The organism is Paenibacillus sp. FSL K6-3182 (assembly GCF_037976325.1).
In the GTDB taxonomy this organism is placed as follows: domain Bacteria; phylum Bacillota; class Bacilli; order Paenibacillales; family Paenibacillaceae; genus Pristimantibacillus.
Genome location: NZ_CP150265.1, coordinates 1,701,946 through 1,724,550, shown reverse-complemented (window position 1 = coordinate 1,724,550; position 22,605 = coordinate 1,701,946). Strand labels below are relative to the sequence as shown.

20 protein-coding genes are annotated in these 22,605 nt (G+C 46.0%); 4 read left to right on the top strand and 16 right to left on the bottom strand.

All coding sequences use genetic code 11. The features are described from left to right. Window positions 1-190 precede the first annotated feature (190 nt). The 7 genes from MHH56_RS07480 to MHH56_RS07450 form a co-directional block, all read right to left on the bottom strand. Entirely contained in the window at window positions 191-2,242 is a 2,052-nt protein-coding gene (locus MHH56_RS07480; RefSeq protein WP_339207526.1) for a PBP1A family penicillin-binding protein, read from the bottom strand. Window positions 2,243-2,567: 325 nt separating this feature from the next. Then, window positions 2,568-3,638: a sulfate ABC transporter substrate-binding protein gene (locus MHH56_RS07475; protein ID WP_339207525.1), complete on the bottom strand. Its 1,071-nt coding sequence runs from the start codon at window positions 3,636-3,638 to the stop codon at window positions 2,568-2,570. Between the two features lie 34 nt (window positions 3,639-3,672). After that, window positions 3,673-4,737, bottom strand: a complete 1,065-nt coding sequence (locus tag MHH56_RS07470; RefSeq protein WP_076271051.1) for an ABC transporter ATP-binding protein — start codon at window positions 4,735-4,737, stop codon at window positions 3,673-3,675. A 3-nt stretch (window positions 4,738-4,740) separates the two neighbouring features. After that, window positions 4,741-5,538 (bottom strand): sulfate ABC transporter permease subunit, encoded by a 798-nt coding sequence (locus MHH56_RS07465; RefSeq protein ID WP_076271067.1) that lies wholly within the window; start codon window positions 5,536-5,538, stop codon window positions 4,741-4,743. Next, window positions 5,538-6,353, bottom strand: coding sequence for a sulfate ABC transporter permease subunit CysT (gene cysT / locus MHH56_RS07460; protein ID WP_339207524.1), 816 nt, complete (start codon window positions 6,351-6,353; stop codon window positions 5,538-5,540). Before cysT ends, MHH56_RS07465 begins: the two co-directional genes overlap by 1 nt. Before the next feature lie 234 nt (window positions 6,354-6,587). Beyond that, window positions 6,588-7,220 carry a YigZ family protein gene (locus MHH56_RS07455; RefSeq protein ID WP_339207522.1) on the bottom strand — a complete coding sequence of 211 codons (633 nt, stop codon included), beginning with the start codon at window positions 7,218-7,220 and terminating at the stop codon, window positions 6,588-6,590. A 36-nt stretch (window positions 7,221-7,256) separates the two neighbouring features. After that, window positions 7,257-8,606 (bottom strand): glucose-6-phosphate isomerase, encoded by a 1,350-nt coding sequence (locus MHH56_RS07450; protein WP_076271049.1) that lies wholly within the window; start codon window positions 8,604-8,606, stop codon window positions 7,257-7,259. 172 nt (window positions 8,607-8,778) lie between these two features. Here MHH56_RS07450 and MHH56_RS07445 point away from each other — a divergent pair, with 172 nt between their 5' ends. Next, window positions 8,779-9,678 carry an NAD(P)-dependent oxidoreductase gene (locus MHH56_RS07445; protein WP_339207521.1) on the top strand — a complete coding sequence of 300 codons (900 nt, stop codon included), beginning with the start codon at window positions 8,779-8,781 and terminating at the stop codon, window positions 9,676-9,678. Between the two features lie 65 nt (window positions 9,679-9,743). On the opposite strand, the gene MHH56_RS07440 is transcribed toward MHH56_RS07445, so the two are convergent. From MHH56_RS07440 to MHH56_RS07420, 5 genes are all read right to left on the bottom strand, one after another. After that, window positions 9,744-10,265 carry a DUF420 domain-containing protein gene (locus MHH56_RS07440; RefSeq protein WP_339207520.1) on the bottom strand — a complete coding sequence of 174 codons (522 nt, stop codon included), beginning with the start codon at window positions 10,263-10,265 and terminating at the stop codon, window positions 9,744-9,746. 187 nt (window positions 10,266-10,452) lie between these two features. Further along, window positions 10,453-10,770: a pyrimidine/purine nucleoside phosphorylase gene (locus MHH56_RS07435; RefSeq protein ID WP_076271046.1), complete on the bottom strand. Its 318-nt coding sequence runs from the start codon at window positions 10,768-10,770 to the stop codon at window positions 10,453-10,455. Window positions 10,771-10,832: 62 nt separating this feature from the next. Then, a complete protein-coding gene (tkt, locus tag MHH56_RS07430) occupies window positions 10,833-12,851 on the bottom strand; it encodes a transketolase (RefSeq protein ID WP_339207518.1) in 2,019 nt (672 codons plus the stop codon). 164 nt (window positions 12,852-13,015) lie between these two features. Beyond that, entirely contained in the window at window positions 13,016-13,918 is a 903-nt protein-coding gene (gene purU / locus MHH56_RS07425; protein ID WP_339207517.1) for a formyltetrahydrofolate deformylase, read from the bottom strand. Between the two features lie 52 nt (window positions 13,919-13,970). Next, window positions 13,971-15,101 (bottom strand): deoxyribonuclease IV, encoded by a 1,131-nt coding sequence (locus MHH56_RS07420; RefSeq protein WP_339207516.1) that lies wholly within the window; start codon window positions 15,099-15,101, stop codon window positions 13,971-13,973. 101 nt (window positions 15,102-15,202) lie between these two features. On the opposite strand from MHH56_RS07420, the gene MHH56_RS07415 reads away from it, so the two are divergent. From MHH56_RS07415 to MHH56_RS07405, 3 genes are all read left to right on the top strand, one after another. Then, the gene (locus tag MHH56_RS07415; RefSeq protein ID WP_076271042.1) at window positions 15,203-15,640 is read left to right on the top strand and encodes a DUF2621 domain-containing protein; all 438 of its coding nucleotides are present in this window, start codon (window positions 15,203-15,205) and stop codon (window positions 15,638-15,640) included. A gap of 156 nt (window positions 15,641-15,796) precedes the next feature. Further along, window positions 15,797-16,282, top strand: coding sequence for a hypothetical protein (locus MHH56_RS07410; protein WP_339207515.1), 486 nt, complete (start codon window positions 15,797-15,799; stop codon window positions 16,280-16,282). Window positions 16,283-16,325: 43 nt separating this feature from the next. Beyond that, entirely contained in the window at window positions 16,326-17,228 is a 903-nt protein-coding gene (locus tag MHH56_RS07405; protein WP_339207514.1) for a TIGR01777 family oxidoreductase, read from the top strand. A 9-nt stretch (window positions 17,229-17,237) separates the two neighbouring features. Here MHH56_RS07405 and MHH56_RS07400 read toward each other — a convergent pair whose 3' ends face one another. Genes MHH56_RS07400 through MHH56_RS07385 form a run of 4 tightly spaced genes read right to left on the bottom strand, consistent with a single transcriptional unit; the run spans window position 17,238 to window position 22,585 of the window. Beyond that, window positions 17,238-18,806, bottom strand: a complete 1,569-nt coding sequence (locus tag MHH56_RS07400; RefSeq protein ID WP_339207513.1) for a DUF6382 domain-containing protein — start codon at window positions 18,804-18,806, stop codon at window positions 17,238-17,240. 31 nt (window positions 18,807-18,837) lie between these two features. Next, the gene (locus tag MHH56_RS07395; RefSeq protein ID WP_339207512.1) at window positions 18,838-19,350 is read right to left on the bottom strand and encodes an A24 family peptidase; all 513 of its coding nucleotides are present in this window, start codon (window positions 19,348-19,350) and stop codon (window positions 18,838-18,840) included. A 33-nt stretch (window positions 19,351-19,383) separates the two neighbouring features. Beyond that, window positions 19,384-20,265 (bottom strand): hypothetical protein, encoded by an 882-nt coding sequence (locus MHH56_RS07390; protein WP_339207511.1) that lies wholly within the window; start codon window positions 20,263-20,265, stop codon window positions 19,384-19,386. Window positions 20,266-20,320: 55 nt separating this feature from the next. Beyond that, window positions 20,321-22,585 carry a hypothetical protein gene (locus tag MHH56_RS07385; protein ID WP_339207510.1) on the bottom strand — a complete coding sequence of 755 codons (2,265 nt, stop codon included), beginning with the start codon at window positions 22,583-22,585 and terminating at the stop codon, window positions 20,321-20,323. Between the last annotated feature and the right edge of the window lie 20 nt (window positions 22,586-22,605).

Below are 22,605 nucleotides of genomic sequence, written 5' to 3'. Positions count from 1 at the left end.
GGATAATACTCCCCTTTTTCATTCGAAAATTAATTAACCATAGAAAAAATAGTTAATAGCCTATTCATTATACAATGGTTGTCCGACAATTGCATTTTTCCTGAATAAACTTCTATTATTAATAACTTGATCCTCCTTAGTTGGTGTTATTATTCCACCAATTCCCTTTTACATTATCACGCCCTATTCCTCAGTTTTTATCCTTATCCTTATCTTTATCCTTGTGCCTCTCTTTCTTTCTCTCTTTTTCTTGTTCTTTTTCTTTTTCCTTCTGTTTTTTTCTTTCTTCCCTGTCCTTTTTCCAATCCCGTTTCTTATCAGAATCATCATCTTTGTTCGATATATTATTTTTTTCTTTTTCCTTATCCTTCTTCTTCGGCAAAAGATCTGGTGCCTTAGGAAAAGGTATAACCGGCTCATCCTTTAATGCATCTGCGAATAAAGCTTGAAAGACAACAGCCGCAGCCTTTGAGCTCGTCGACAAATAATGGCTGCTGTCACTTTGATCGTACCCAAGCCACACCGCGCCTACAAGCTGCGGAGTGTAGCCAACGAACCAATTGTCCTTTGCGCCGTAGCCTGTCGTGCCTAACATTTGTGTCGTTCCAGATTTCCCTGCAACTGGGCGGCCTTCAAGCATTGCAGCAGCACCCGTCCCATCCTTTATGACTCCCTCTAACATAGCTGTCATTGTTCGGGCAATTTCTGGCTCCGTTACTTTCACACTGCCTTCACTCTGCTTGAATTCAGCCAGTACGCTGCCGTCTGCCGATTCGATGCGAGTAATGGTATGCGCATGATTACGAACGCCGTCACTTGCGAATACGCCAAAAGCTTCGGCCATCTGAAGCGGCGATACACCCTCATGAAGACCGCCGAGCGCAAGCCCCAGCGAGCGATCCTCATCTGTCAGAGGAATGCCGAAACGTGCCGCCGCATCCATTCCTTTTTCAATACCCATTTCGTTAAGCAGCTTCACAGCTGGTATGTTGTAAGAGTTAATAAGCGCTTCATAAAGTGACACTCTGCCATGAAAGGAGCCGTCTGCGTTTTTTGGCTCATAGCCGTTAATATTGATCGGTTCATCAACAAGATCATCGCTTGGCTTATAGCCAAGCTCCAGCGCAGGCGTGTATACCGCGATGGGCTTGATCGTTGAGCCTGGCTGACGGCTTAGCTGCGTCGCTCGGTTAAAGCCGCGAAATGGCTGCTCCCCTCTGCCGCCAACCATCGCCCGAATTCCGCCGTCACGCGGATCAATCAGAACAGCACCGCTTTGAATGAGCTGGTCTGCAGCACTATTTGGGAATAGAGATTCCTTCGCATATACCTGTTCCGCCGACTGCTGCATTTTCGTATCCAAAGCGGTATAGATTCGAAGTCCGCCCTGCAGCACTTCATTTTCCGATAACCCATATTGCGTCATCGCCTCACGAATGATCTGGTCCACATAATAAGGATAGTTGATATCATCTACTCGATTAGGCTTTGCGCTCAGTAATTTCACAGGCTCATGAATGGCCTTATTATATATATCCTCGCTAATTAGTGCTTGATCCTTCATAAGCTGAAGAACCACATTTCTTCGATCAATCGCTTTTTCTAGATGTTTATAAGGAGTTAGGGCGGATGGCGCCTTGATTAGACCAGCAAGCAGCGCTGCCTCCGCTACGCTAAGCTGATTTGGCTGCTTGCCAAAATACGTATGCGCCGCTCTATCGATTCCCCATGCTCCATCACCATAGTAGATCTGGTTGAGGTACTTCTCCATAATATCCTCTTTGCTGTAGCTTTCCTCAATCTTTTTCGCCAAAAGCAGCTCATCCCACTTCCGCGACCAGGTTCTCTCCTGCGACAAAAAGACATTTTTCGCGAGCTGCTGTGTTATCGTGCTTCCGCCCTGTACTGTCCCGCCTGATGTAATATTTGTCCAAATCGCTCGGCTAATTGCCCGCATATCCATTCCTTCGTGCTCGAAGTAACGTCTGTCCTCTACCGCAACAACGGCATCAACCATATGTTTTGGTATGTCTTCATAGGCAATCTCATCAATTTTATTGAAAGAAATACGGGTGGCTTCCGTTCCGTGCTGATCATACAAAATCGTAGCTGCCGGCAGCGGCACCTCAAGCTGTCCAATATCCTGCTTGCCGATCAGGAAACGAAATGCCCCCCATCCGCCCAAAGCAACGATGATCAACAAAGCTGTACCTATGATCAAAATGTATTTTATCCTTTTCATTTTCTTATTCGACGTTTTATTCGTCTTCATCATTTCTCCCCCTTGCCCTTGCTTCTCTCGGTTCTACATCATTCGCAGCGGAGTATCATTTTTAGTACGTTCGGCCCATGAAGTGCCTTTACGCACAAAAAGAAGCCCGGAAACTATGCCTGCTCCCCAGCATCTTTTAGACTTATTTTAACAATCGTAAACAAATCGCTCATATTTCGTTTTGTCGATGGCAGCATCATGCTTTCATCAAAAAAACCTCTGTGCTCTATGTCTCTCGTTTAAACGAGAGACATAGAGCACAGAGGTTTATTAAGAACTTTCCTCACACATCGTATTAAAGATCAGCGAGCACTTGATACCAGACACCTTTTTTGGAATAAAGGTTTTCTCTAACCTCAGACCAGCCGCCTAGGTATGAAATGTCAAACAATCCTTCCGGCACCACATAACGGTCTTTCGTATCCTCAGCTACCTTCTTGTCTACGGAGCGGAATCCATGATCCACAAAAAGGCGCTGCGCCTGCTCCGTTTGCAAAAAGGCAATAAAAGCCTCGGCTACCTTACGAACGCCATGCTTATCTGCATTTTTATCCACGATCGCTGCTGGATTCTCGATCAATATCGTGTCTTTTGGAACAACGATGTCATACTTAACGCCTTTCTTAATTCGAGCGAGCAACTCATTCTCGTAAGTGACGATGACATCTCCTACACCATATTCGAAGGCTGCCATCGATGCGCGACCGCTCTTATCAAGCGATTCCACATTGGCATGGACTGCTTTTAGAAAATGCTTCGCATATTCGGCATCCTTTGTACCCGTCTGCTCCTCTGACTGCTTAAGGCCAGCGCCATATACGGCATTAATGTCCCACTGAGCGCCGCCGGAAGTTTTCGGATTCGGATACAGCACCTTCACACCCTCGCGTGTTAAGTCATTCCAATCCTTAATTCCGAGCGGATTACCGGTACGAGTCCCCAATACTACGATGGAGTTCGTGATCATACCATTATTGCTCTGTGCCTTCCAGTCATGCGTAATGAAACCCGCCTTCGCTATTTTGTCGAGATCACCTTCCATAGCTAACACGGCAACGTCGGCTTCAAAACCTCCAGCGATCGCCCTTGCCTGCGTTCCTGAAGCCTCATACGATTCCTGAAATACGACCTTTTGCCCTGTCTCCTGCAGCCAATATTTTTGGAATGCAGGCAGCAAATCCGCGAAAGCATCCTTCACTACCGAATACGCACCGATTACAAGTGTAACATCGCCGTCCTGTACGGTAGACCCAGCCGCATGGTTACTCGTTTGCTCCTCTTTACTGCAGCCTGCCGATACGATCAGCATAACCGCAGCAAGCAGCAGCACGAGTATGCGCTGACTTGTTACCAGATTGATTTTCATATTCGCATACAACTCTTTCTACGTAGCATATTGGTTAAATATGAATAGGCATGGGGTCAACCTTCAACTTATTTTCCGCAATCCAGCTTTCGTTGTCATTGAATAAATAAGCCCGATGGACGAGTACCCTTACCTCATCTCCGGGATGGAGCACTTCTTGCTCCAGCGAACGGTACGTAATCAGCTTCGTATCGCCAACAAGCAGCTCAACCATCCACTCGCTGCCGCGGAAATGCAGCTGTTTTACTTTACCGGCAAGCGTAGCTGAAGCCAGCTTGATCTCGCCCGGTTTGCCAATCTCGATATATTCAGGCCGGATAAGCGCTTTGGTGCCCGGACGGCTCGCTGCATCCTCAAAACCTTTAAGCTCCGCGATATTGTCTACAATAGTAGATTCGCCAATAAAGCTTGCTACAAACGGTGTTTCTGGATTTTTGTAAATGTCCCATGGGCTGCCTTTTTGCTCTAGCTTGCCTTTGCTTATAATCATGATCTCATCGGCAACTTCAATCGCTTCCTCTTGATCATGCGTAACGAAAATCGATGTGATGCCGACACGCTCAATCATTTCTTTAAGCCATGTGCGAAGCTCGGTCCGGATCTTCGCATCGATAGCAGCAAACGGCTCATCGAGGAGCAGCAGCTGCGGCTCAGGCGCGAGCGCTCTAGCGAAAGCAACACGTTGGCGTTGGCCTCCTGACAGCTGATGGGCGTAACGATGCTCGAAACCCTTTAGCCCCGTAAGCTCTACCAAGTACATAACGCGCTCGCGAATTTGCTCCTTCGATTGCTTCTTCACCTTTAAGCCAAATGCGATATTGTCATATACGGTCATATGCTTAAAGAGCGCATAGTTTTGAAATACGAAACCGATGCCGCGCTCCTGCGGCGGAAGATCATTCACACGTTTGCCGTGGAACAGAATATCGCCTGAGGAAGGAGACTCGAGCCCCGCCAGCATTCGAAGTATGGACGTTTTACCACCGCCGCTCGGTCCGAGCAAGCCGATCAGATGACCTTTTTCGATTTCAAAGCTAACATCCTTCACTGCATGAAAATCGCCAAAGTTTTTATTTAAGTTCCGTACTTCAATATGCATGGCTTAATGCACTTCCTTTCGTTTTTTCGCCCATTCCATTAGCAGCAGCAGTCCAACTGAAAATGCCGCAAGAACTAGAGCCACGCCATTGGCGGCAACAACGTTAAAATTTTCAACATCTTGATAAACGAGTGTAGTGGCTGTTTGTGTTTTATTCATAATATTGCCGGAGACGACGAGTACAGCTCCGAATTCACCCAGTGACCGTGCAACAGTCAATACTACGCCGTAGATAACCCCCCACCGAATCGATGGCCAAGTTACTTTCCAGAACGTGTACCAGGAATAAGCGCCGAGCGTTGATGCCGCTTCCTCCTGCTGTGCTCCAATCTCCTGCAGCACGGGCATAACCTCGCGTACCATTAGCGGGAATGTGACGAACAATGTCGCTAAGATCATCCCTGGCAGCGCATAGACGATTTTGAAGCCCGCATCCTCAAACAATGCACCGATAATTGTATTAGGTCCCAAAATAAGAACGATCATTAAACCGCCGATAACTGGTGATACCGCAAAGGGCAAATCGACTAAGCTGTTAAGCAGCCGCTTCATCCTTTTCCCAATCCATTCGGCCCGGACGAGATACATCGCTAGCATAATGCCAAACAACGTATTTAAGGCTGTAACGACAACAACGATAATTCCCGTCATCATAAGAGCATGCAGCGACTGCGGCCTAGTAATGCCTTCTACAAAGCCGCTCCAGCCATCTGCCCAAGAGCCTGTAAAGATTTTGATCAATGGCGCGATGAGCAGCAATCCAAAAATAATATAAGTTAATGTAATCCACAATCTTCTCATCATAGGTCGCCCCTCCTGCCTTGAATGAGGTTGACCGTCCATAAGATGAGGAAGGACAGCGTGAGCAGCAGCACCGATACAGCGGCGGCTCCCTGCGGATTACTGCTTTCAATTTCTCCAAAAATATAAACGGAGGCAATTAACGTCTTGCCTGGAATATTGCCTGCAACGAGCACAACTGCGCCAAACTCCGCAATTCCGCGGGAGAAAGCCAGCATAGCGCCGCTCAAAATTCCTGGCAGCATCGTAGGAAAAATAACGCTAAAAAACGTTTTCGCGCGCGTTGCGCCTAGCGTATAGGCTGCTTCTTCCTCTGATTTATCCATTTCCTCAAGCAAAGGCTGAATGGCACGAATAACAAAAGGAAAGGTAACGAACAGCATAGCGACAACAATTGCCGGCTCATGGAACACGATTTCGATGCCAATCTTTTGGGCTAGGCCGCCTACTAAACTATTAGGCCCTAGCAGAAGCAAGATCATTAGTCCGCCTACTGCTGTAGGTAATGCAAACGGCAGGTCAACTAGACTGTTAAGCAAACGACGTCCGGGAAAACGGTAACGAATAAGCACCCATCCGATCATCGTCCCCAAAAACATATTGAGTATCGTTGCGATAACCGCCAACTTTACTGTAAGCAGCACCGCTTTCCAAGCCAGTGGATCGGATACGCTTTCCCAGAAAGGGGTCCATCCAAGCGAAAATGATTGCGTGTAAATGCCAACGATTGGTAAAATAATTAAGATGACAAAATAAAGCATTATGGTGCTTCGAAAACCAAAACTCCACCCTTTACCACGAAACAAAGCATTCACTGTGACTTTACCTCCAGACCATCGGCTCGTGCCGTAGGTGTAGCAAAACAATTAAAAACACAATTCCTATTAAGATACTAGGTATTGATAATGTAGCATCCAAACTGGGATTAAGTCAATAATAAATTTGGAAATTCTTATTGCTTTTATAGCTTTTTCTTATGATTGTTCGTTACGCATGCCTCTGAGTACAAAGAAGAGGAGTATCAGCCTAAGCCGATACTCCTCTTCTTCTTATTCGCCTTCAATATAATAGACCTTTTCTCCTTCGGAGAGGATCGCTTGTCCTTGTGTTAGATCGGTTACCCAAGCGATAAAAGCATCTGCTTTAGGCTCTTCCGGCAGGCAGCGCACGATGACACGATCGGTAAAATCCGTCCCGCCAACGCGTGTACCTTTCGTATGCAGCTCATTTTCCAGCTTGCCATACCAAGTGTAGTCCACATCAACAAATACTTCGCGGTGAAGCACATTGACGATTTCATCTGCTGCTTCAATGCCAGCTACAGCACCATCCGTATAAGCTCTAACGAGACCGCCTGCTCCGAGCATAATGCCTCCAAAATATCGCGTCACAACGACAGCGACATTTTTAAGCCCCTTATGCTTGATAACCTCGAGAATCGGCTTGCCTGCTGTACCGCTTGGCTCTCCATCATCCGATGCCTTCTGGAACTGGTCTCGCTCACCCACCATATAAGCCGAGCAGTTATGGGTCGCCTGCTTATGCAGCTGCTTAATCTCATTGATGAAGGCAACAGCTTCCTCTTCGGATTCCACTGGCTTCGCAAACCCGATGAAACGCGATTTTTTGATGACGATCTCTGCGCAAGCCTGCGACCTGACTGTTCTATACTTCTCAAGCATAGGCTATGACTCCCGTATACCGTTCAAGCCGGTTGATTACAGCCTTGCTTCCAGCTCGGCTTTTTCTTTCTCGAAGCCCGGTTTGCCAAGCAAAGCGAACATGTTCTTTTTGTATGCTTCAACACCCGGTTGGTCAAATGGATTAACACCCATCAGGTAACCGCTGATTCCGCATGCTTTTTCGAAGAAATACACAAGATAGCCGAATGTGTATGGCGTCATGTCTTTGATGTTGACGATAAAGTTCGGAACTTGTCCATCCGTATGAGCAAGAAGCGTTCCTTCAAAAGCCTTCTTGTTAACGAAATCCATCGTTTTGCCGGTCAAGAAGTTGAGGCCATCAAGATCCGCTGCATCGTGTTCGATAGCGATATGCTCAGACACTTCTTGAACTTGAATAACAGTTTCAAAAATATTGCGGTTACCCTCTTGGATAAACTGACCCATCGAGTGCAGATCTGTCGAGAAATCTACAGCTGCTGGGAAGATTCCTTTAAAGTCTTTGCCTTCGCTTTCGCCAAACAGTTGTTTCCACCACTCGGAAACGAAGTGAAGCGATGGCTCGTAGTTAACGAGAATTTCAGTCACTTTACCTTTGCGGTACAGCGCGTTGCGTGCTGCTGCATATTGGTAAGCTTCGTTTTCTGCAAGATTAGGGTTGCTGTATTCTTTGGATGCGTCTGCTGCACCTTGCATAATGGATTCGATATTGATGCCTGCAGCTGCAATTGGCAGCAAGCCTACTGCTGTAAGCACGGAGTAGCGACCGCCAACATCGTCAGGAATAATAAACGATTCATAACCTTCCTCAGAGGAAAGCTTCTTCAGTGCGCCCTTCTCGCTGTCTGTCGTTGCGTAAATGCGTTTGCGCGCTTCTTCTTTGCCGTATTGTTTCTCAAGTGCAGCACGGAATACGCGGAATGCAATCGCAGGCTCAGTTGTCGTGCCTGACTTCGAAATTACATTAATCGACCAGTCGCGGCCTTCAACCAATTGCAAAAGGTGAGTTACATAAGTCGAGCTGATGTTGTTGCCGGCAAACAAAACTTGCGGTGTTTTACGTTGTTCTTTTGGCAAAATATTATAGAACGAGTGCGACAGCGCCTCAATAGCTGCACGTGCACCAAGGTAAGATCCACCGATACCGATAACGATTAGAACTTCGGAATCCGATTTGATCTTCTCAGCAGCCTTTTGAATGCGAGCGAACTCTTCTTTATCGTAGTTAGTCGGAAGATCGATCCAACCAAGGTAATCTGATCCTGTACCTGTTCCGTTATGTAATTGCTCGTGTGCGAGACGAACGGATTCTGTCAAATAATCGATTTCATGCTGGCCAACGAATGCTAAAGCCTTGCTGTAGTCAAACTGAACTGTTTTGCTCATGTAAATGGAAACCTCCTAGAATGTTGTAAACCAATGTGGCTTCTACACCTGAAAATGCTTTTCAACTTAGCATCTACAATATCGGATTTGCCTTATAAAAACAAGCAACAAACGATGAAAAATTAATGAAGTGTCTGTATAATTAAACAAAAATCGATTCAAAGTGGAGGATATGATTATGAAGAAGATCGGATTTATCGGGTTAGGCGTAATGGGAATGGGAATGGCTGCTAATTTATTGCGCAAAGGATTTGAAGTTGTCGTTTATAATCGGACTCCTGGCAAAGCAGAGTCCTTGCTCGCCTTAGGTGCCTCCGAGCTTGAATCACCGGCTGACGTTGCGCGTGCTGCACAAATCGTCATTACAATGATTAGTAATGATGCTGCAATCCGTGAAGTATACTTTGGTGAAAACGGTATTTTTGCAGGTGCTCGCGCAGGCATTACGCTAATTGACAGCAGCACGATATCTCCAACGCTTGCTAAGGAGCTTGCCGCAGCGGCGGATACTATTGGAGCAGTATTCCTAGATGCGCCGGTTACAGGCAGCAAGCCAGCCGCTGAAGGCGGTACACTCGTATTTATGGCTGGCGGCGATGCAGGCAAGATTGAAGAAGTCCAAGACGTTTTGCTCGCTATGGGACGTAAAGTCATTCCAATGGGCCCAAGCGGCAGCGGCTCCATTGCCAAGCTCGCCCACAATACGATTGTTGGCATCAACGTTGTGGCACTTGCAGAAGGCATGGCGATAGCAGCAAGCGGCGGCATTGACGGCAGCTCGTTCGTCGAGCTCGTTCAATCTGGCGGTGCAGCGAGCAGGGCAGCTGAAATGAAGGGACCAAAGCTGCTTGAAGGCAATTACGACGTTCAATTTTCGCTCGAGCTGATGTTAAAGGATTTAAGGTTATCCTCTGCCCTCTCGGACAGTCTGCATGTGCCGACTCCTCTGCTGGAAGCAACGAAGAGCCTATTCCAAATTGGTGATGCAATGGGACTTAGCCAGCTTGATATGTCTAGCGTAGGCCAAGCTTACGAGCAATGGATCGGCCGCAAGCTTAGCGGACGGGATTAATTTAAGAAGGGGTTGTCCGCGTGTATGAATCACTGTGGACAACCCCTTTTTCTTTGAAATACTGCTTAATAATATGGCGAGATCATTAAGTAAACAATTACGCCAGTAAGACTTACATACAGCCAAATCGGCATCGTCCATCTTGCGATTTTACGATGCTTCTCCACGTTCATCTGCAGCCCGCGTACAACCGATATTAAGGCAAGAGGAACGACAACAATCGCTAGCAGGATGTGTGTAATGAGGATGAAGAAATAAATCGAGCGAAGAACGCCTTCTCCTCCGTATTTCGTTGATTCTGTTAAATAATGATACGCTACATAGGAAACTAGGAACAGCGTTGTGGAGACAAATGCAGCGCCGATGAACGCACGGTGCATCCGAACATTTTTTTTCATAATCGCCGTTAGCGCTATGCAGAGTGCAATAAAAGTAAAGCAGTTAAAAATCGCATTCAGCAATGGCAAAATCGTTACGTCAAAGTGAATTTCTCCCTCGTACGCCGGCAGAAAAAACAAAACAGCTATCAGCCCGACAAGGACGATTGTTAAGATCGATATGAGCGGTGTATAGTTTCTTTCCTTCATCCAAAAAATCCTCCAGTCATGGAATACGGTGCATATAAATTAACTTTATCCGATTCTACACCTCAAAACAATTCGCTTTGAACACGTTTTGTCACGAAATAACGAATATTATAAGTCAATGCTGCGAACAGGCATTAAAAAGGCTTCTTCGCCGAAGCGAAGAAGCCTTTTTTTCAATATTTAGTGCTTACTCGTAAATATACGAGCAGCAATAATCCGAAACTTCAGCAACCTGAAGCTTGAATTTTGTGTTCGCAGGCACAGTGAATTCGCCTTCGCCTTGAATGTGCAGCCACTCGGTTTCACCAGGCAGTAGCACCTTCAAATCGCCAGCCAAAATTTCCATGATTTCAACGCAGTCTGTTCCAAACTCATAGTCACCTGGCAGCATGATGCCAAGTGTTTTTTTGGTGCCGTCAGCGAACAGTACAGCGCGGCTTGTTACTTTACCGTCGAAGTAAACATTTGCCTTCTTGACGATCGATACATTTTCGAATTGAGACATCGTAGACGTAATCTCCCTTATATATCGGATGCTAAAGCTTTGATGATCTATTGAACAAGCTATTACAGCAATGCTTTCACTTTGCTAACAACGTTTTCGACCGTAAAGCCATACTCTTTGATTACGCGATCGCCAGGTGCTGATGCGCCGAAACGGTCGATAGCAAGAATATCGCCTTGATCTCCTGTGTAACGCTCCCAGCCAAATGGATGAGCCATTTCAATCGCAAGGCGGGCTTTAACTTCAGGAAGAATGACGGAATTTTTGTATTCCTTCGATTGCTTCTCGAACAAATCCCAGCTTGGCATGCTGACAACACGTACTTGAATGCCCTCTTCTGCAAGAGCTTTTTGAGCTGCTACAGCAAGTTGAACCTCGGAGCCCGTTGCAAGAATTTGTGCTTGCGGCTTGCCATTTGCTGCATCAGATACAACGTATGCGCCGCGGCGCAGGTTTTCATGAACACCGTTCACTGTACCTTCAAGAATCGGCAGGTTTTGGCGAGTAAGCACAAGTGCTACTGGGTTGCCAGTGTTCTCAACAGCATAAGCCCATGCAGCGGAAGTCTCGTTGCCATCAGCTGGACGGATAACCGTTAGATCAGGAATGATGCGGATCGAAGCAAGCTGTTCAATCGGCTCATGTGTAGGGCCGTCTTCGCCAACTGCGATACTGTCATGCGTCAATACATAAACGACAGGCAGCTTCATCAATGCAGCAAGACGAACAGCAGGACGAAGGTAATCTGTGAATACGAAGAACGTACCGCCGAATACTTTCAAACCACTGTGAAGAGCAATACCGTTCATGGCAGCAGCCATACCGAATTCACGTACGCCATAATAAAGATTGCGGCCATCGTAGCTGCCTGGTTTGAATTGTGTCAAACCTTTCAAATGAGTCATTGTTGAGCTTTCAAGGTCAGCCGATCCGCCGAAAATAGTCGGAACGTTTTTCGCAAGACCGTTAAGTGCATTTCCTGAAGCTACACGAGTTGATACCGCGTTGTCCGCAGTTGTGTACACAGGAAGGTCAGCATCCCAGCCCTCAGGCATTGCGCCAGAGATAGCAAGCTCGAACTGAGCTGCAAGCTCAGGGAAAGCTTCTTTATAAGCTGCGAAGCTTGCATCCCATTGTGCATTTGCTTGCTCGCCGCTGCTTTTCACATCTGCAAAGTGAGCGCGAACTTCGTCAGGCACGTGGAACTGAAGCTCTTCAGACCAACCGTAAGCTTGTTTCGTTAATTTTGTCTCATCAGCACCAAGCGGTGATCCGTGAGGACCAGCATGTCCGCCTTTGCCGCCTTTGTTCGGGCTGCCGTAGCCGATTACTGTTTTTACTTCGATCAAAGTTGGTTTGGATAGATCTGCTTGCCCCTCAGCAACGGCTTTGGACAAAGCATCTAGATCGTTTCCATCTTCTACGCGAAGCACTTGCCAGCCGTAGCCTTCAAAACGTTTTTGAACGCTCTCGGAATAAGAAAGGCTCAATTCGCCATCAAGCGAAATATCGTTGGAATCATATAGAACGACCAATTTGCCGAGCTGCAGGTGGCCTGCGAAGGATGCAGCCTCATGAGAGACGCCTTCCATCAAGTCGCCGTCGCCGCAAATGGAGTATGTGAAGTGGTTAATAAGCTCGTGGCCTTCTTTATTGTAAGTAGCGCCCAGCTGTGCTTCCGCAATTGCCATACCAACCGCCATAGCGATACCTTGTCCAAGTGGACCCGTTGTTGCATCAACTCCAGCCGTATGGCCAAACTCAGGGTGTCCTGGTGTTAGGGAGCCCCATTGACGGAAGTTTTTCAATTCCTCCATCGGCAGATCATAACCGGAGAGGTGAAGCAAGCTGTAAAGCAGCATAGAGCCATGACCCGCAGACAAAACAAAACGATCACGGTTTACCCAAGTAGGGTTCGATGGATTATGCTTCATGTTTTTTGCAAATAATTGATAGCCCATTGGAGCAGCGCCCATTGGCATACCAGGGTGACCTGATTTCGCTTTCTCGATGGAATCGATCGCAAGTGTACGGATCGTATCGATAGAAAGCTGTTCAACCGACTTTTGTGAGACTGACATTACAATTTCCTCCTATGGTCTAAGCTTGTCTAATTTCATCTCGTTATATGGTTTCTAAAAACAACGATACAGCGTCATACCAGTACGCAATAACTTTGAATATTGTATCACTCTGCATGCTCGTTTTCCATCAAAAAAAATAGATAATTCGCATAAAAATACAGTTAGTTGAATACAACAGTTTTATTATTATGCACGATTACACGATCTTCAATATGCCATTTCACAGCTCTTGCGAGAACGACCCGTTCAATTGTCCGACCGATTCTTTTCAAATCATCGACGTTGTCACGGTGGCTGACGCGTTGAACATCTTGCTCGATAATCGGCCCGCCGTCTAATTCTTCTGTTACATAATGCGCTGTCGCGCCGATAATTTTTACGCCGCGTGTATAAGCCTGCGCATAAGGCTTGCCTCCAACGAAAGCGGGTAGGAATGAGTGGTGAATATTAATAATCCGATTTGGAAATTGTTCAATGAACTTAGGCGAAATGATTTGCATGTACCGCGCCAATACAATGATATCCGCTTTATCTGCAACAACTTCCATTTGCTTGCGCTCGGCTTCTTCTTTTGTAGTCGCTGTAACTGGGATATGGTAATACGGAATGCCAAAGGATTCGACCAGTTCGCGCATATCAGGGTGGTTGCTTATAACCATTGAAATATCGGCATCAAGATCCCCTGCCTTCCACTGCCAAAGCAGCTCTAGCAAGCAGTGATCCTCTTTCGAAACGAATACAGCAAGACGTTTCTTGCGGCTGGCACGGAATGTATGCCATTTCATATCAAACCGATCGGCTACTCTGGTGAAGTCCTCCATGAGAAGTGGAAGCTCCTTGTCCAGATCAACTAGATCAAATTCAAATCGGATGAAAAACATTCCGCCTTCCGGGTCCATCGTATATTGATCCGATTGAACGATGTTAGCCCCGTGCTCATATAAGAAATGAGAAACAGCAGCTACGATGCCCGGGCGGTCCGGACAAGAAATAAGCATGCGCGCACGCCCGCTCTTTCCACCTGCTTCAACGGTTATTTCAGATGGGGTGGATGGTGATGACATGGACTTCAAACTTCCTTTCGCAATGATCTATATGAATTAATGTTAACTTTAATTAAAGTCTAGCAAGCAGCTCTTTGCCGCCAAACCAAGCCGTAATACGCTGATTGATTTGTTCTTCTGTTAGTCCTGCCGGCAATGCTTCGCCTGCCATTACAAGATCGAACAGACGCTCCATCGGCTCGCGCGGGTCTGCTTTTTTTGCTTTTGCATCATTTTTTAGCAAATCCCAAGTAGAGAGTACAAAACCTCTGGAATCAATTTCTTGCTTGCCGAAGAAATGATGCAGGCGCTCCACATCTTCAAAGAAGCTTTCACCTAAGCGAGCTCTGCCATTGCCACTGAGCAAAGCGATCTCCGCTTCATACATCGGACGTTCAGTCTTGTCTTCCTTGCCAATCCAAGGCGTTTCCAGTATAAATGGACGCCCCTTAAGGCCCTCATGTTCAACGATTCTTTGAATGGCATCGTGACCAAGCCAACCTGCGCCAACTGGAGCATGTCTGTCTTTACCAGCACCGCGTGAGTTCTTGCTATCGTTCACGTGAACAACGGCAACGCGGTTTAATCCAACAACACGATCGAACTGCTCAAGAACGCCGTCCAGATCATGAACAAGGTCGTAACCAGCATCATGCATGTGGCAAGTATCCATACAAACAGTTAACCGTTCGTTATCCTGAACTTTGTCAATAATCGCCGCAAGCTCTTCGAAGCTGCGGCCAATTTCTGTGCCTTTGCCTGCCATCGTCTCAAGAGCGATGTTAACATTCGTTTCTTTTGTGCCTGCAAGCACTTCATTCAAGCCTTCAGCTATACGAGCGATGCCATATTCTGCATCCTTGTCCGTATAGGCACCTGGATGAAGAACAATATTACGTACACCGATGTAATCGGTACGGCGAATTTCTTCTTGTAAAAAAGAAACCGCAAGCTCGTACGTAGAATCCTTATATGAGCCAAGATTCACAATATAAGGCGCGTGAACCACGATCTCATTAATACCGGATTGCTCCATAAGCGCTTTTCCTTCTTCAATATATAACGAATCGATCGGCTTCCTTCTTGTATTCTGAGGTGCGCCGGTGTAGATCATAAATGTACTTGAGCCATACGATACTGCTTCTTGTGCTGCAGTGAGCAGCCCCTTGTCCGAAAATGATACATGGGAACCTATTTTCAACATAAATATTACGCCCCTTTCGGTTGATCAAACCTTATTTTACAAGGAATGTCGAAATAAATCTAGGAATACGGTATAATTCATTATTGAGGTGAAAGACACGTATGAAAGTTGCCCCCGACTGGTTTATGTATTTTATCGTTTTTTGGGCGGTCGTCATGGTTGCGGCTATGTCGATTGGCGGATTTTTCATGTTTCGAAAATTTCTCAAGGTGCTTCCGATGCGAGACGGCAAGTCTAAGCTCGATTGGCAAAACTACTGGGTAGATCGCAGTCGCAGCATGTGGAATGATGATTCCAAAAGTTTGCTGGACGAGCTTGTTTCCCCAGTGCCAAGCGCTTTTCGTGATATAGCTAAACATTCTATCGCAGCCAAGATTGGTCAAGTGGCGATTGAACATGGCGCATCATCCGTTACGCGCGAGCATTGTATCGAAGGTTACATACGAGCAACTCCTAAACGTGATTACCGTAGTCTTGTTACTTTTCTTGACCGTCAAGGAATCGACTATACTCCCTATAAGCATCTACTTAATAAATAAGTTTAAGCCGCATCAGTGCGGCTTAAACTTATTTATATTTAATCATCAATTAATACCCCCCTTATATACATGCTTCATACTCGTATTTTATGGTTATATATAAAAATGTAACCTAATACTCATCTATTTCGTTATTAATTACAGGAGGTGGTTCTCATGATGAACTCATCGAAGCGAAGAAGAAACAAAAAAGCAGCTACAGCAGGAGCCGTTCTTCTCGCTGTTATGCTCGCAACATCCGCATGTGGCGGTGGCAATACTAATGCAGGAAACGAACAGCAAGGCAGTCCAACCGACGGACCAGTTATTACTCAGTTGCCAGAAGATAATGGTGTCATTGATCCTGATCTTTCTTCACCGGAACCGACAGATACTGCAACAAACAATAACGGTACGATCGAGGATCCAGCAGCGCCAAACAAAGTGAATGAAGGTATTTATAGCGGTCTAAGCGACTCGCACTCTATAGAAATAGAAACAGCTGCCGGTGCAATTGCACTTCAAGTAACAGATGACCAAAAAAGCACGTTAGAAGCATTGCCGGACGATGCAAAAGTGAAATTTGAGTATTCGGAAAAAGCCATTGAAGGTGAAGCGACCCTCAAACAAAATTGGTTAGTTAAAATTGAAGAAATAAAGTAATCAATGAACCGAAGTAATGGGTGAATTGAAGGAGCGAACGAGGATGCGGGTTGCAATAGCTGGAGGAACTGGGTTTATCGGAAGTGCGCTTACCAAGGCTTTGCTTGAGAGAAATGATGAGGTATGGATTATTTCCAGAACTAGTTCTAAAAATCAATCCAATCGCAACGGGTTTAACCAATTAACTTGGGATGAACTCGAAGCTGCTCCTGCTTTGCTGGAAGGCATAGATGCCATAGTCAATCTCACAGGTGAATCCATTAATCAAAGATGGAATCAAGCTGCCAAGAAGCGTGTCATGGACTCAAGACTAACAGCAGCCGCCCGCATCTCAAAGCTTGTACAATCGCTCGAGCACAAGCCGCCGCTTGTCATTAATGCATCCGGCATTTCTGCGTATGGCATATCAGCAGACGGTATTTTTGATGAATCAAGCCCAACTAAAGTTACCGATTTTTTATCCGAAGTCGTTCAGAAATGGGAACAGGCCGCAGACAGCATACCAGCTGAGCGGCTTGTTAAGCTTCGTGTTGGCGTTGTTCTAGACAAAAAGGAAGGCGCTTTTCCTTTAATGGCTATGCCTTATCGCTTGTTCGGCGGAGGTAAGATCGGCAGCGGCAAACAATGGTTGTCTTGGATCCATCTCGAGGATATGATTCGGCTAATCCTATTTATTTTGGACAACAACTTTATTGAAGGACCCATCAATGCTTCTTCACCTGAACCTGTAACAAATGATTCATTTGGTCGAGCCATTGGCAAAGCAATGGGCCGGCCTCATTGGTTCCCGGTTCCAGCTTTTGTGATGCGAACATTATTTGGTGAAATGTCCACACTTCTATTAGACGGACAGCGAGCTTTGCCAAGCAGAGCGCTTGAAAACGGGTTCGTGTTCCTTTATCCAACGGTAAATAGTGCAATGGAAGAACTTGTAGGACAAGGTTAGCTTCGTTTCTTATTCCGATTTCAGCACATACGCTGGTCCTTGCTCGCCTGCAAGATGGATGACATCTCCTATCGATAGCTTATAGCTTTTATAAGGGATCATCATTTGTCCATTTAGCAGGCTCCCATTACGGGAACCTAAGTCTTTCGCTTTATATTCACCCGCTAAGATTTCAATTTCCAAATGAAGCCGCGATATACCGCTTGCCCCCTCTGCATAACTCACCTGCTCTCCCGAACGCCCAATTTTAAAGCTTCCTTCATGTAATTCTATCCTGTTCTCCTGACTCTTCCATCTCCTTTGGAGCCATACTGACGATTCACCTAAACCCTCCAATGACTGATTATTTCCTAGCAATACTGTTGGTTCTGCTATATGAGAAACGGGATTTGCTGCAACAACATGCAGAGCAGCCGCCGACTGAGACTCGAATAATTCGCTCTGATCCTCTGGCGGTTTAATAGCTTGCGCCTCGACAGAATCAAAATTTGCATGAGCACGATTAAGCCCGGGAAATAGTCCAGAGTGAAACGATGCCTCTTCTATCATTTTTTCCGATTCGTCGTAGTCTGCTTCGTCATTTGTTTTCTTTTTCCAAACTAGCATAACGGCTGCTAGTAACAGCAAGGAAATGCCCGAGCTGATCAATAAGCTCTGCCTACCAGCTGCTTCAAAATAAACAAATCGCCAAACACATGCAAGTGCTACGACAATAATTGCTGTTCCGATCCATTTTTTCTTTGTTTCCGGCTCATCCTCTTCCCTATCCAAAGGGTCAGCATACTGTTTTGAAAATAATTCATGATCCTTAAACTCTTCCATTATCGGGGCGGAGTATGAACGCAATGAAGGGTTTGGTATTTGAACCTGCCCTTTTTCATCGCTATTCGTCAACTCAGATCGCTGCTGCCAATCTAATAGTGGATTTTTTTGCATTGGAGCAGGTTTTGCTGCTTGCTGCATCTCCGGCTTCTCTATTGCCTCGTATCGCTGGTTCGATGAAGATGAAGCTTCCCCTATGAGTTCCAACAGCGTCGCCCGCAGCTCTTCAAGAGGCCATCTCTTGCCGAAATGCTGAAGCACACGCTTTAATCCTTCCCCATCAATGCGGTCTACATAAGAGGTGAAACGCACAATTAACGCCAAGAGATCGCCTGCTCCTTTTGTTTGTTCAGCAGTCCCTTCCATTATTGGAATATAAGCAAGCCGGATATCATGAAGCTTCTCTCCAATAAAAATATATTGTTCATCAAGCAGACAGCCCTCTGGCCGCAGCATATAATGTCTGCATTCGAATAACGCATCCGCTACGCCTAATATTAGCGTGTAGTATTGCTCCATCGAGAGCTGCTGTTGCTGCAGCCTGTGCAAAAGCATTCTCATTCCTGAAAGCTTGTATCGGAATGTAACCTTGCTATCCAGCTCGAACCAATCAATAGGCAGCAGATAGGGAATTCGCTCGCTATGGAGCATATGAAGCTCAATTTCATCAAGTTCGCTTCTATACAAGCCGCTCTCTCGATCAATAATCATCTCATGCGACTGATCCATAGCAAAATCAATCCGAAAGCTTTTCATTTCTCAAATTCCCCCCTTGTAACATGAAAACTTAGCTGAAAATGGACCATACCGTAACAGCAGCGGGTGCAACCGCCAGCATAAACGGAAATTTTTTGCCTGATTCCGCCCATTGCAGCCACTGAAGTTTCCTATACCCTGCCACTGGCACGACAAATGCGGTTACGTCAGCAGCCATTCTTTTCCCGAATGCACGATTTACAATGACAAGACACACGCCAATTGCACCAGCATATAAAATGGCATAAAACATCACCTGCAGCACCAACCATACTCCTACCCAAGCTCCTAATGCGCCAAACAGCTTTACGTCGCCAGCACCTATTCCTCGGGCAAGATGAAGCAGCAGCAAAGGAATAAATCCAGCTAAGGCGCCAACTGCTGCAATTGCAGCTCCTTCCAAACCGCTGATACCAGTATGATAAATAAATGCAGCGGAGAAAAAAGTCACGGTCAGCCAATTCGGTATAATTTGAGCCTTTAAATCCGTATAAAGAGCGATCATTAAAAACACTGCAACTACAGCTGTCACAATAAACTCCATGGCGACTCTCCTCCAAGGCGGCTAAGTCTTTCCTTACTTTCTATCGCTGCTCTTCTCTACGACAAAATGCATCGATACTTGATTGTTTTCCTTATTCACCTCTGAAGCTTTAAGCTCCCATGTGCCAGGAGTTGTATTTCCGGACACATGCCAGGTCCATTTGATATAACCATCTGCATCGGCATTTGCCTCACCAAGGTGCTTCGCTTTACTTGAGCCGCTTTTATAAGTAACACCCAAAGAAATCGCAGCACCCGGCAGCGTTTTTACTGTAACGGCAGCTTTCCTGCCAGGCCGGAGCGGATTTGGCTCAATAGAAACGATTTGTATCGGAATGTTTTCTTGATCATTTTTGTTTTCACCATATCTTGCTGGTGCGGCGTCACTTATCCAAACACGTTCGGAGGCTTGCTCTTTAAGGACAATCGGTTTACCGTAAAAAGGCAGCTTTAACGGAAAGTCATATTCCACCTCGATAGCTAAATACGGCTCATGCTCTTTAGTTAGATCCGGAAGCGATAACCAGCTCAGCCTTATCTTCTGGGGATCAATAATGGCTGCATCAGAAAGTTCACTTATTAACGGCTCAATAACAGATCTGCCTATTTCAGTAGCGGCCATATTTTGAATCGGACGAAAATCTCCTCGCAATGTAGATGAAACCAAAGCTCCTGCGGGTGAAGGCAGCCATTCAGCCGCTTCTGCGGCAATCTCACTCCATGAAGATAAAGGAATATTTCCTTTGGAAGGCAGCGGAACGACGGCTGATGCCTGCTGCCAGGCAAGTTCTACTGGATAGATATGTGCCGCCATTTGCCTTACCGTCTGAGAAGCAGCAGAATGCAGTGCCAACTGTACCGCACATAAACGAATGAGCATGACGAAGACTAGCAGCACAACAATAACCATAGGCATAACTAATGCAGCTTCTACGACTATCGAACCTTGTTCCTGCTTAAGGCGTCGACATTTAATAAGACCAGCCCTTCGTTTGTGTCGTTTCATAACGGTTGCCTACAACCTTTCCTTCCAGAAGTCCGACTGCTCCCAGCGTCCGAATTAATCCGGGTATGAACCAAAGCTCCATCGAAACGGCTGCTTCTCCTGTCACTCCGCTCGGGACTGCAGAGAGAATCGTCCCTCTGTTTAGTTCGATGGCTGCAATCATCCGGGCCAGACTTGCCCCATCATCGGCACCATGCATCAGTATAAAAAGACGTAAATAATCCGTATATGAAAGCTCTACTTTTATGTATTTGGAAAGTGGGGCAGACCCTCGTTCAGTGAAAGCAAGCATATCCTCGATCGATTTCTCTAATCCATAAATAAGCGCAGCTGATAAGATAAGCAATGGATGGCCTAATGTTTTGCTTTCAAGCAGCCCCTCCATCGTTCTCACAGCCAGTCGAGCCGCAAATAATTCACCATATGCAGCAGCTATATTCCCTACTGGATTGTTGAAGCCATAAATAATATATTCCGCTTCCTGATTATGAAATGATATGGCATGTGACAACTCTGATATTTCTCCTCCAGTCATCATTGAACGTAAATGCTGAGGAGCAAAAGAAGTGAAGCGTTGAATAACGTATTCACCAAAGTATAATGAATCTCTCGTTTTCTCCAGCATCCCGGCCATACCTGAGAACAATCCACCCATAAGCGTATTAGACTGCTCAGCTGCCATATGCGCATCACTTGCCTTCTCCATGTCGACAATCTCTATTGCTTCATCAGTCTGCTCATTGAATAATAGGTTATCGTTATAACGAAGCTGTACCTGTTCGAACACCTTTTGATGTTCTTCCATTTGCGGAATACTTGTCAGTCCATGCAGCAAGCTGCGTGCCTGATTCCAGAGAGAACCGGCTTGCTCCTTTTGCTGTTTAAGCTGTTTCGAGATCTGACCCTGATCGAGTGCTTTCTGTCGATCAACGATGATACTAGCAGGTCGAATATATTTCTGTTCATATGCCCCATAAGCAAGACGCAGGCTTGTGACGCTTTCAAGCAATGTATCAGCAGTTATGCTCTTAACCGGCTTAACTATAGAGGCAAGGCTGCTGGACTGATATGCCCCTGCTTCCATATCGATTGAAGCATCAGACGAGCCCTGCGCCTCCACCTCCTGACGGTACTCCGTGAACCATCCATCCGTCTTTACAAGCTCATCCGCAGCTTTCCTTACCTGCTCAATGTCGGAAGCAGCATCAGCGGGAACCTGATGCTGTTCAGTATTCGTTGCCTTATGCTTGGACACCGTATCATATCCACTATGCTGAGGCTGTTGATTGGCTTGTTGAACAATTCTCAGCATATCGTCATTTAAAGCTCTTGCAGCTTCCAGCTCCTGTATTGCTTCTCCCTGAAGCTTCACATGCTGTCTATGCATGTCATCGCTCACTTTGCGCAACTCCATAGCAAAAGCTCTCACTTTCTCCTCGTATGCTTCTATTTCAGCTGTATACATTATTTTCTGCCCAGTAGTTAACGATTGATTATATATAACTTTGGCCGCATATGAGCTGTATTCCCCTGCAATGCTCAGAGCAGAATTACCCTTTATTGCTACTACATCTGGCTGGACAGGAATTAACATAGAAATACTGCTTCCACTTATCGTCGAGGCCATCTGCTTTTGCAATTGAAGTACATTCGCTAGATGAATTTCCCGTTTCTCATAAAGCTTCCGCATACTCTCCAGCAAACTTATTGCAATCGACGCCTCCTTCATTGCACCTGCCATTGGTACAAACCTTGCTGCGAGATCCAATGTGAAATCTACTGGCGCCTTATACTTCATTTCTTCGAGCACCTGTCTTGAGAATACATTATGGCTGCCTAGAAACGTCGCTGCGTGCAGTGCTGCAGCATCTGACTTAGCGCGAACCAGCTTCATCCCTGATCGACCCGAGTCATCTGCTGTTTCTGTATTCGCCTTCATCATTTCCTCGAATATGATTTGACCGTCTGTACCACCACGGCCAAATAGACCATATCGCTCATAAAGAGCATCATCATAAGCAGAGAGTACAGATCTTACGCTTGACCTTACAGCATCCTCTGTTAACTTATGCAGAGCCGCAATTCGGGCATAATCAATAAGCAAAGAGAAAAACAAAAGCAGCGAGGATAAAACAATAACCGAAAACACGGTCACTGCCCCATTTTCTCGAAAGAAAAGCTTGCAAACAAACTGCCGATAACGATGCTTCGAATCTTTTTTTATGCTCACTGCTGCCTTGCACCTCCATC

Bases quoted from the DNA above. Each gene is read 5' to 3' on its own strand.
- MHH56_RS07395 (WP_339207512.1), bottom strand. From the start codon at position 19,350: ATGGAGTTTATTGTGACAGCTGTAGTTGCAGTGTTTTTAATGATCGCT.
- MHH56_RS07405 (WP_339207514.1), top strand. From the start codon at position 16,326: ATGCGGGTTGCAATAGCTGGAGGAACTGGGTTTATCGGAAGTGCGCTT.
- MHH56_RS07475 (WP_339207525.1), bottom strand. From the start codon at position 3,638: ATGAAAATCAATCTGGTAACAAGTCAGCGCATACTCGTGCTGCTGCTT.
- MHH56_RS07450 (WP_076271049.1), bottom strand. From the start codon at position 8,606: ATGAGCAAAACAGTTCAGTTTGACTACAGCAAGGCTTTAGCATTCGTT.
- MHH56_RS07470 (WP_076271051.1), bottom strand. From the start codon at position 4,737: ATGCATATTGAAGTACGGAACTTAAATAAAAACTTTGGCGATTTTCAT.
- purU (WP_339207517.1), bottom strand. From the start codon at position 13,918: ATGTCATCACCATCCACCCCATCTGAAATAACCGTTGAAGCAGGTGGA.
- MHH56_RS07455 (WP_339207522.1), bottom strand. From the start codon at position 7,220: ATGCTTGAGAAGTATAGAACAGTCAGGTCGCAGGCTTGCGCAGAGATC.
- tkt (WP_339207518.1), bottom strand. From the start codon at position 12,851: ATGTCAGTCTCACAAAAGTCGGTTGAACAGCTTTCTATCGATACGATC.
- MHH56_RS07465 (WP_076271067.1), bottom strand. From the start codon at position 5,538: ATGAGAAGATTGTGGATTACATTAACTTATATTATTTTTGGATTGCTG.
- MHH56_RS07400 (WP_339207513.1), bottom strand. From the start codon at position 18,806: ATGAAAAGCTTTCGGATTGATTTTGCTATGGATCAGTCGCATGAGATG.
- MHH56_RS07445 (WP_339207521.1), top strand. From the start codon at position 8,779: ATGATTATGAAGAAGATCGGATTTATCGGGTTAGGCGTAATGGGAATG.
- MHH56_RS07410 (WP_339207515.1), top strand. From the start codon at position 15,797: ATGATGAACTCATCGAAGCGAAGAAGAAACAAAAAAGCAGCTACAGCA.
- MHH56_RS07420 (WP_339207516.1), bottom strand. From the start codon at position 15,101: ATGTTGAAAATAGGTTCCCATGTATCATTTTCGGACAAGGGGCTGCTC.
- MHH56_RS07435 (WP_076271046.1), bottom strand. From the start codon at position 10,770: ATGTCTCAATTCGAAAATGTATCGATCGTCAAGAAGGCAAATGTTTAC.
- MHH56_RS07480 (WP_339207526.1), bottom strand. From the start codon at position 2,242: ATGAAAAGGATAAAATACATTTTGATCATAGGTACAGCTTTGTTGATC.
- MHH56_RS07415 (WP_076271042.1), top strand. From the start codon at position 15,203: ATGAAAGTTGCCCCCGACTGGTTTATGTATTTTATCGTTTTTTGGGCG.
- MHH56_RS07390 (WP_339207511.1), bottom strand. From the start codon at position 20,265: ATGCCTATGGTTATTGTTGTGCTGCTAGTCTTCGTCATGCTCATTCGT.
- MHH56_RS07440 (WP_339207520.1), bottom strand. From the start codon at position 10,265: ATGAAGGAAAGAAACTATACACCGCTCATATCGATCTTAACAATCGTC.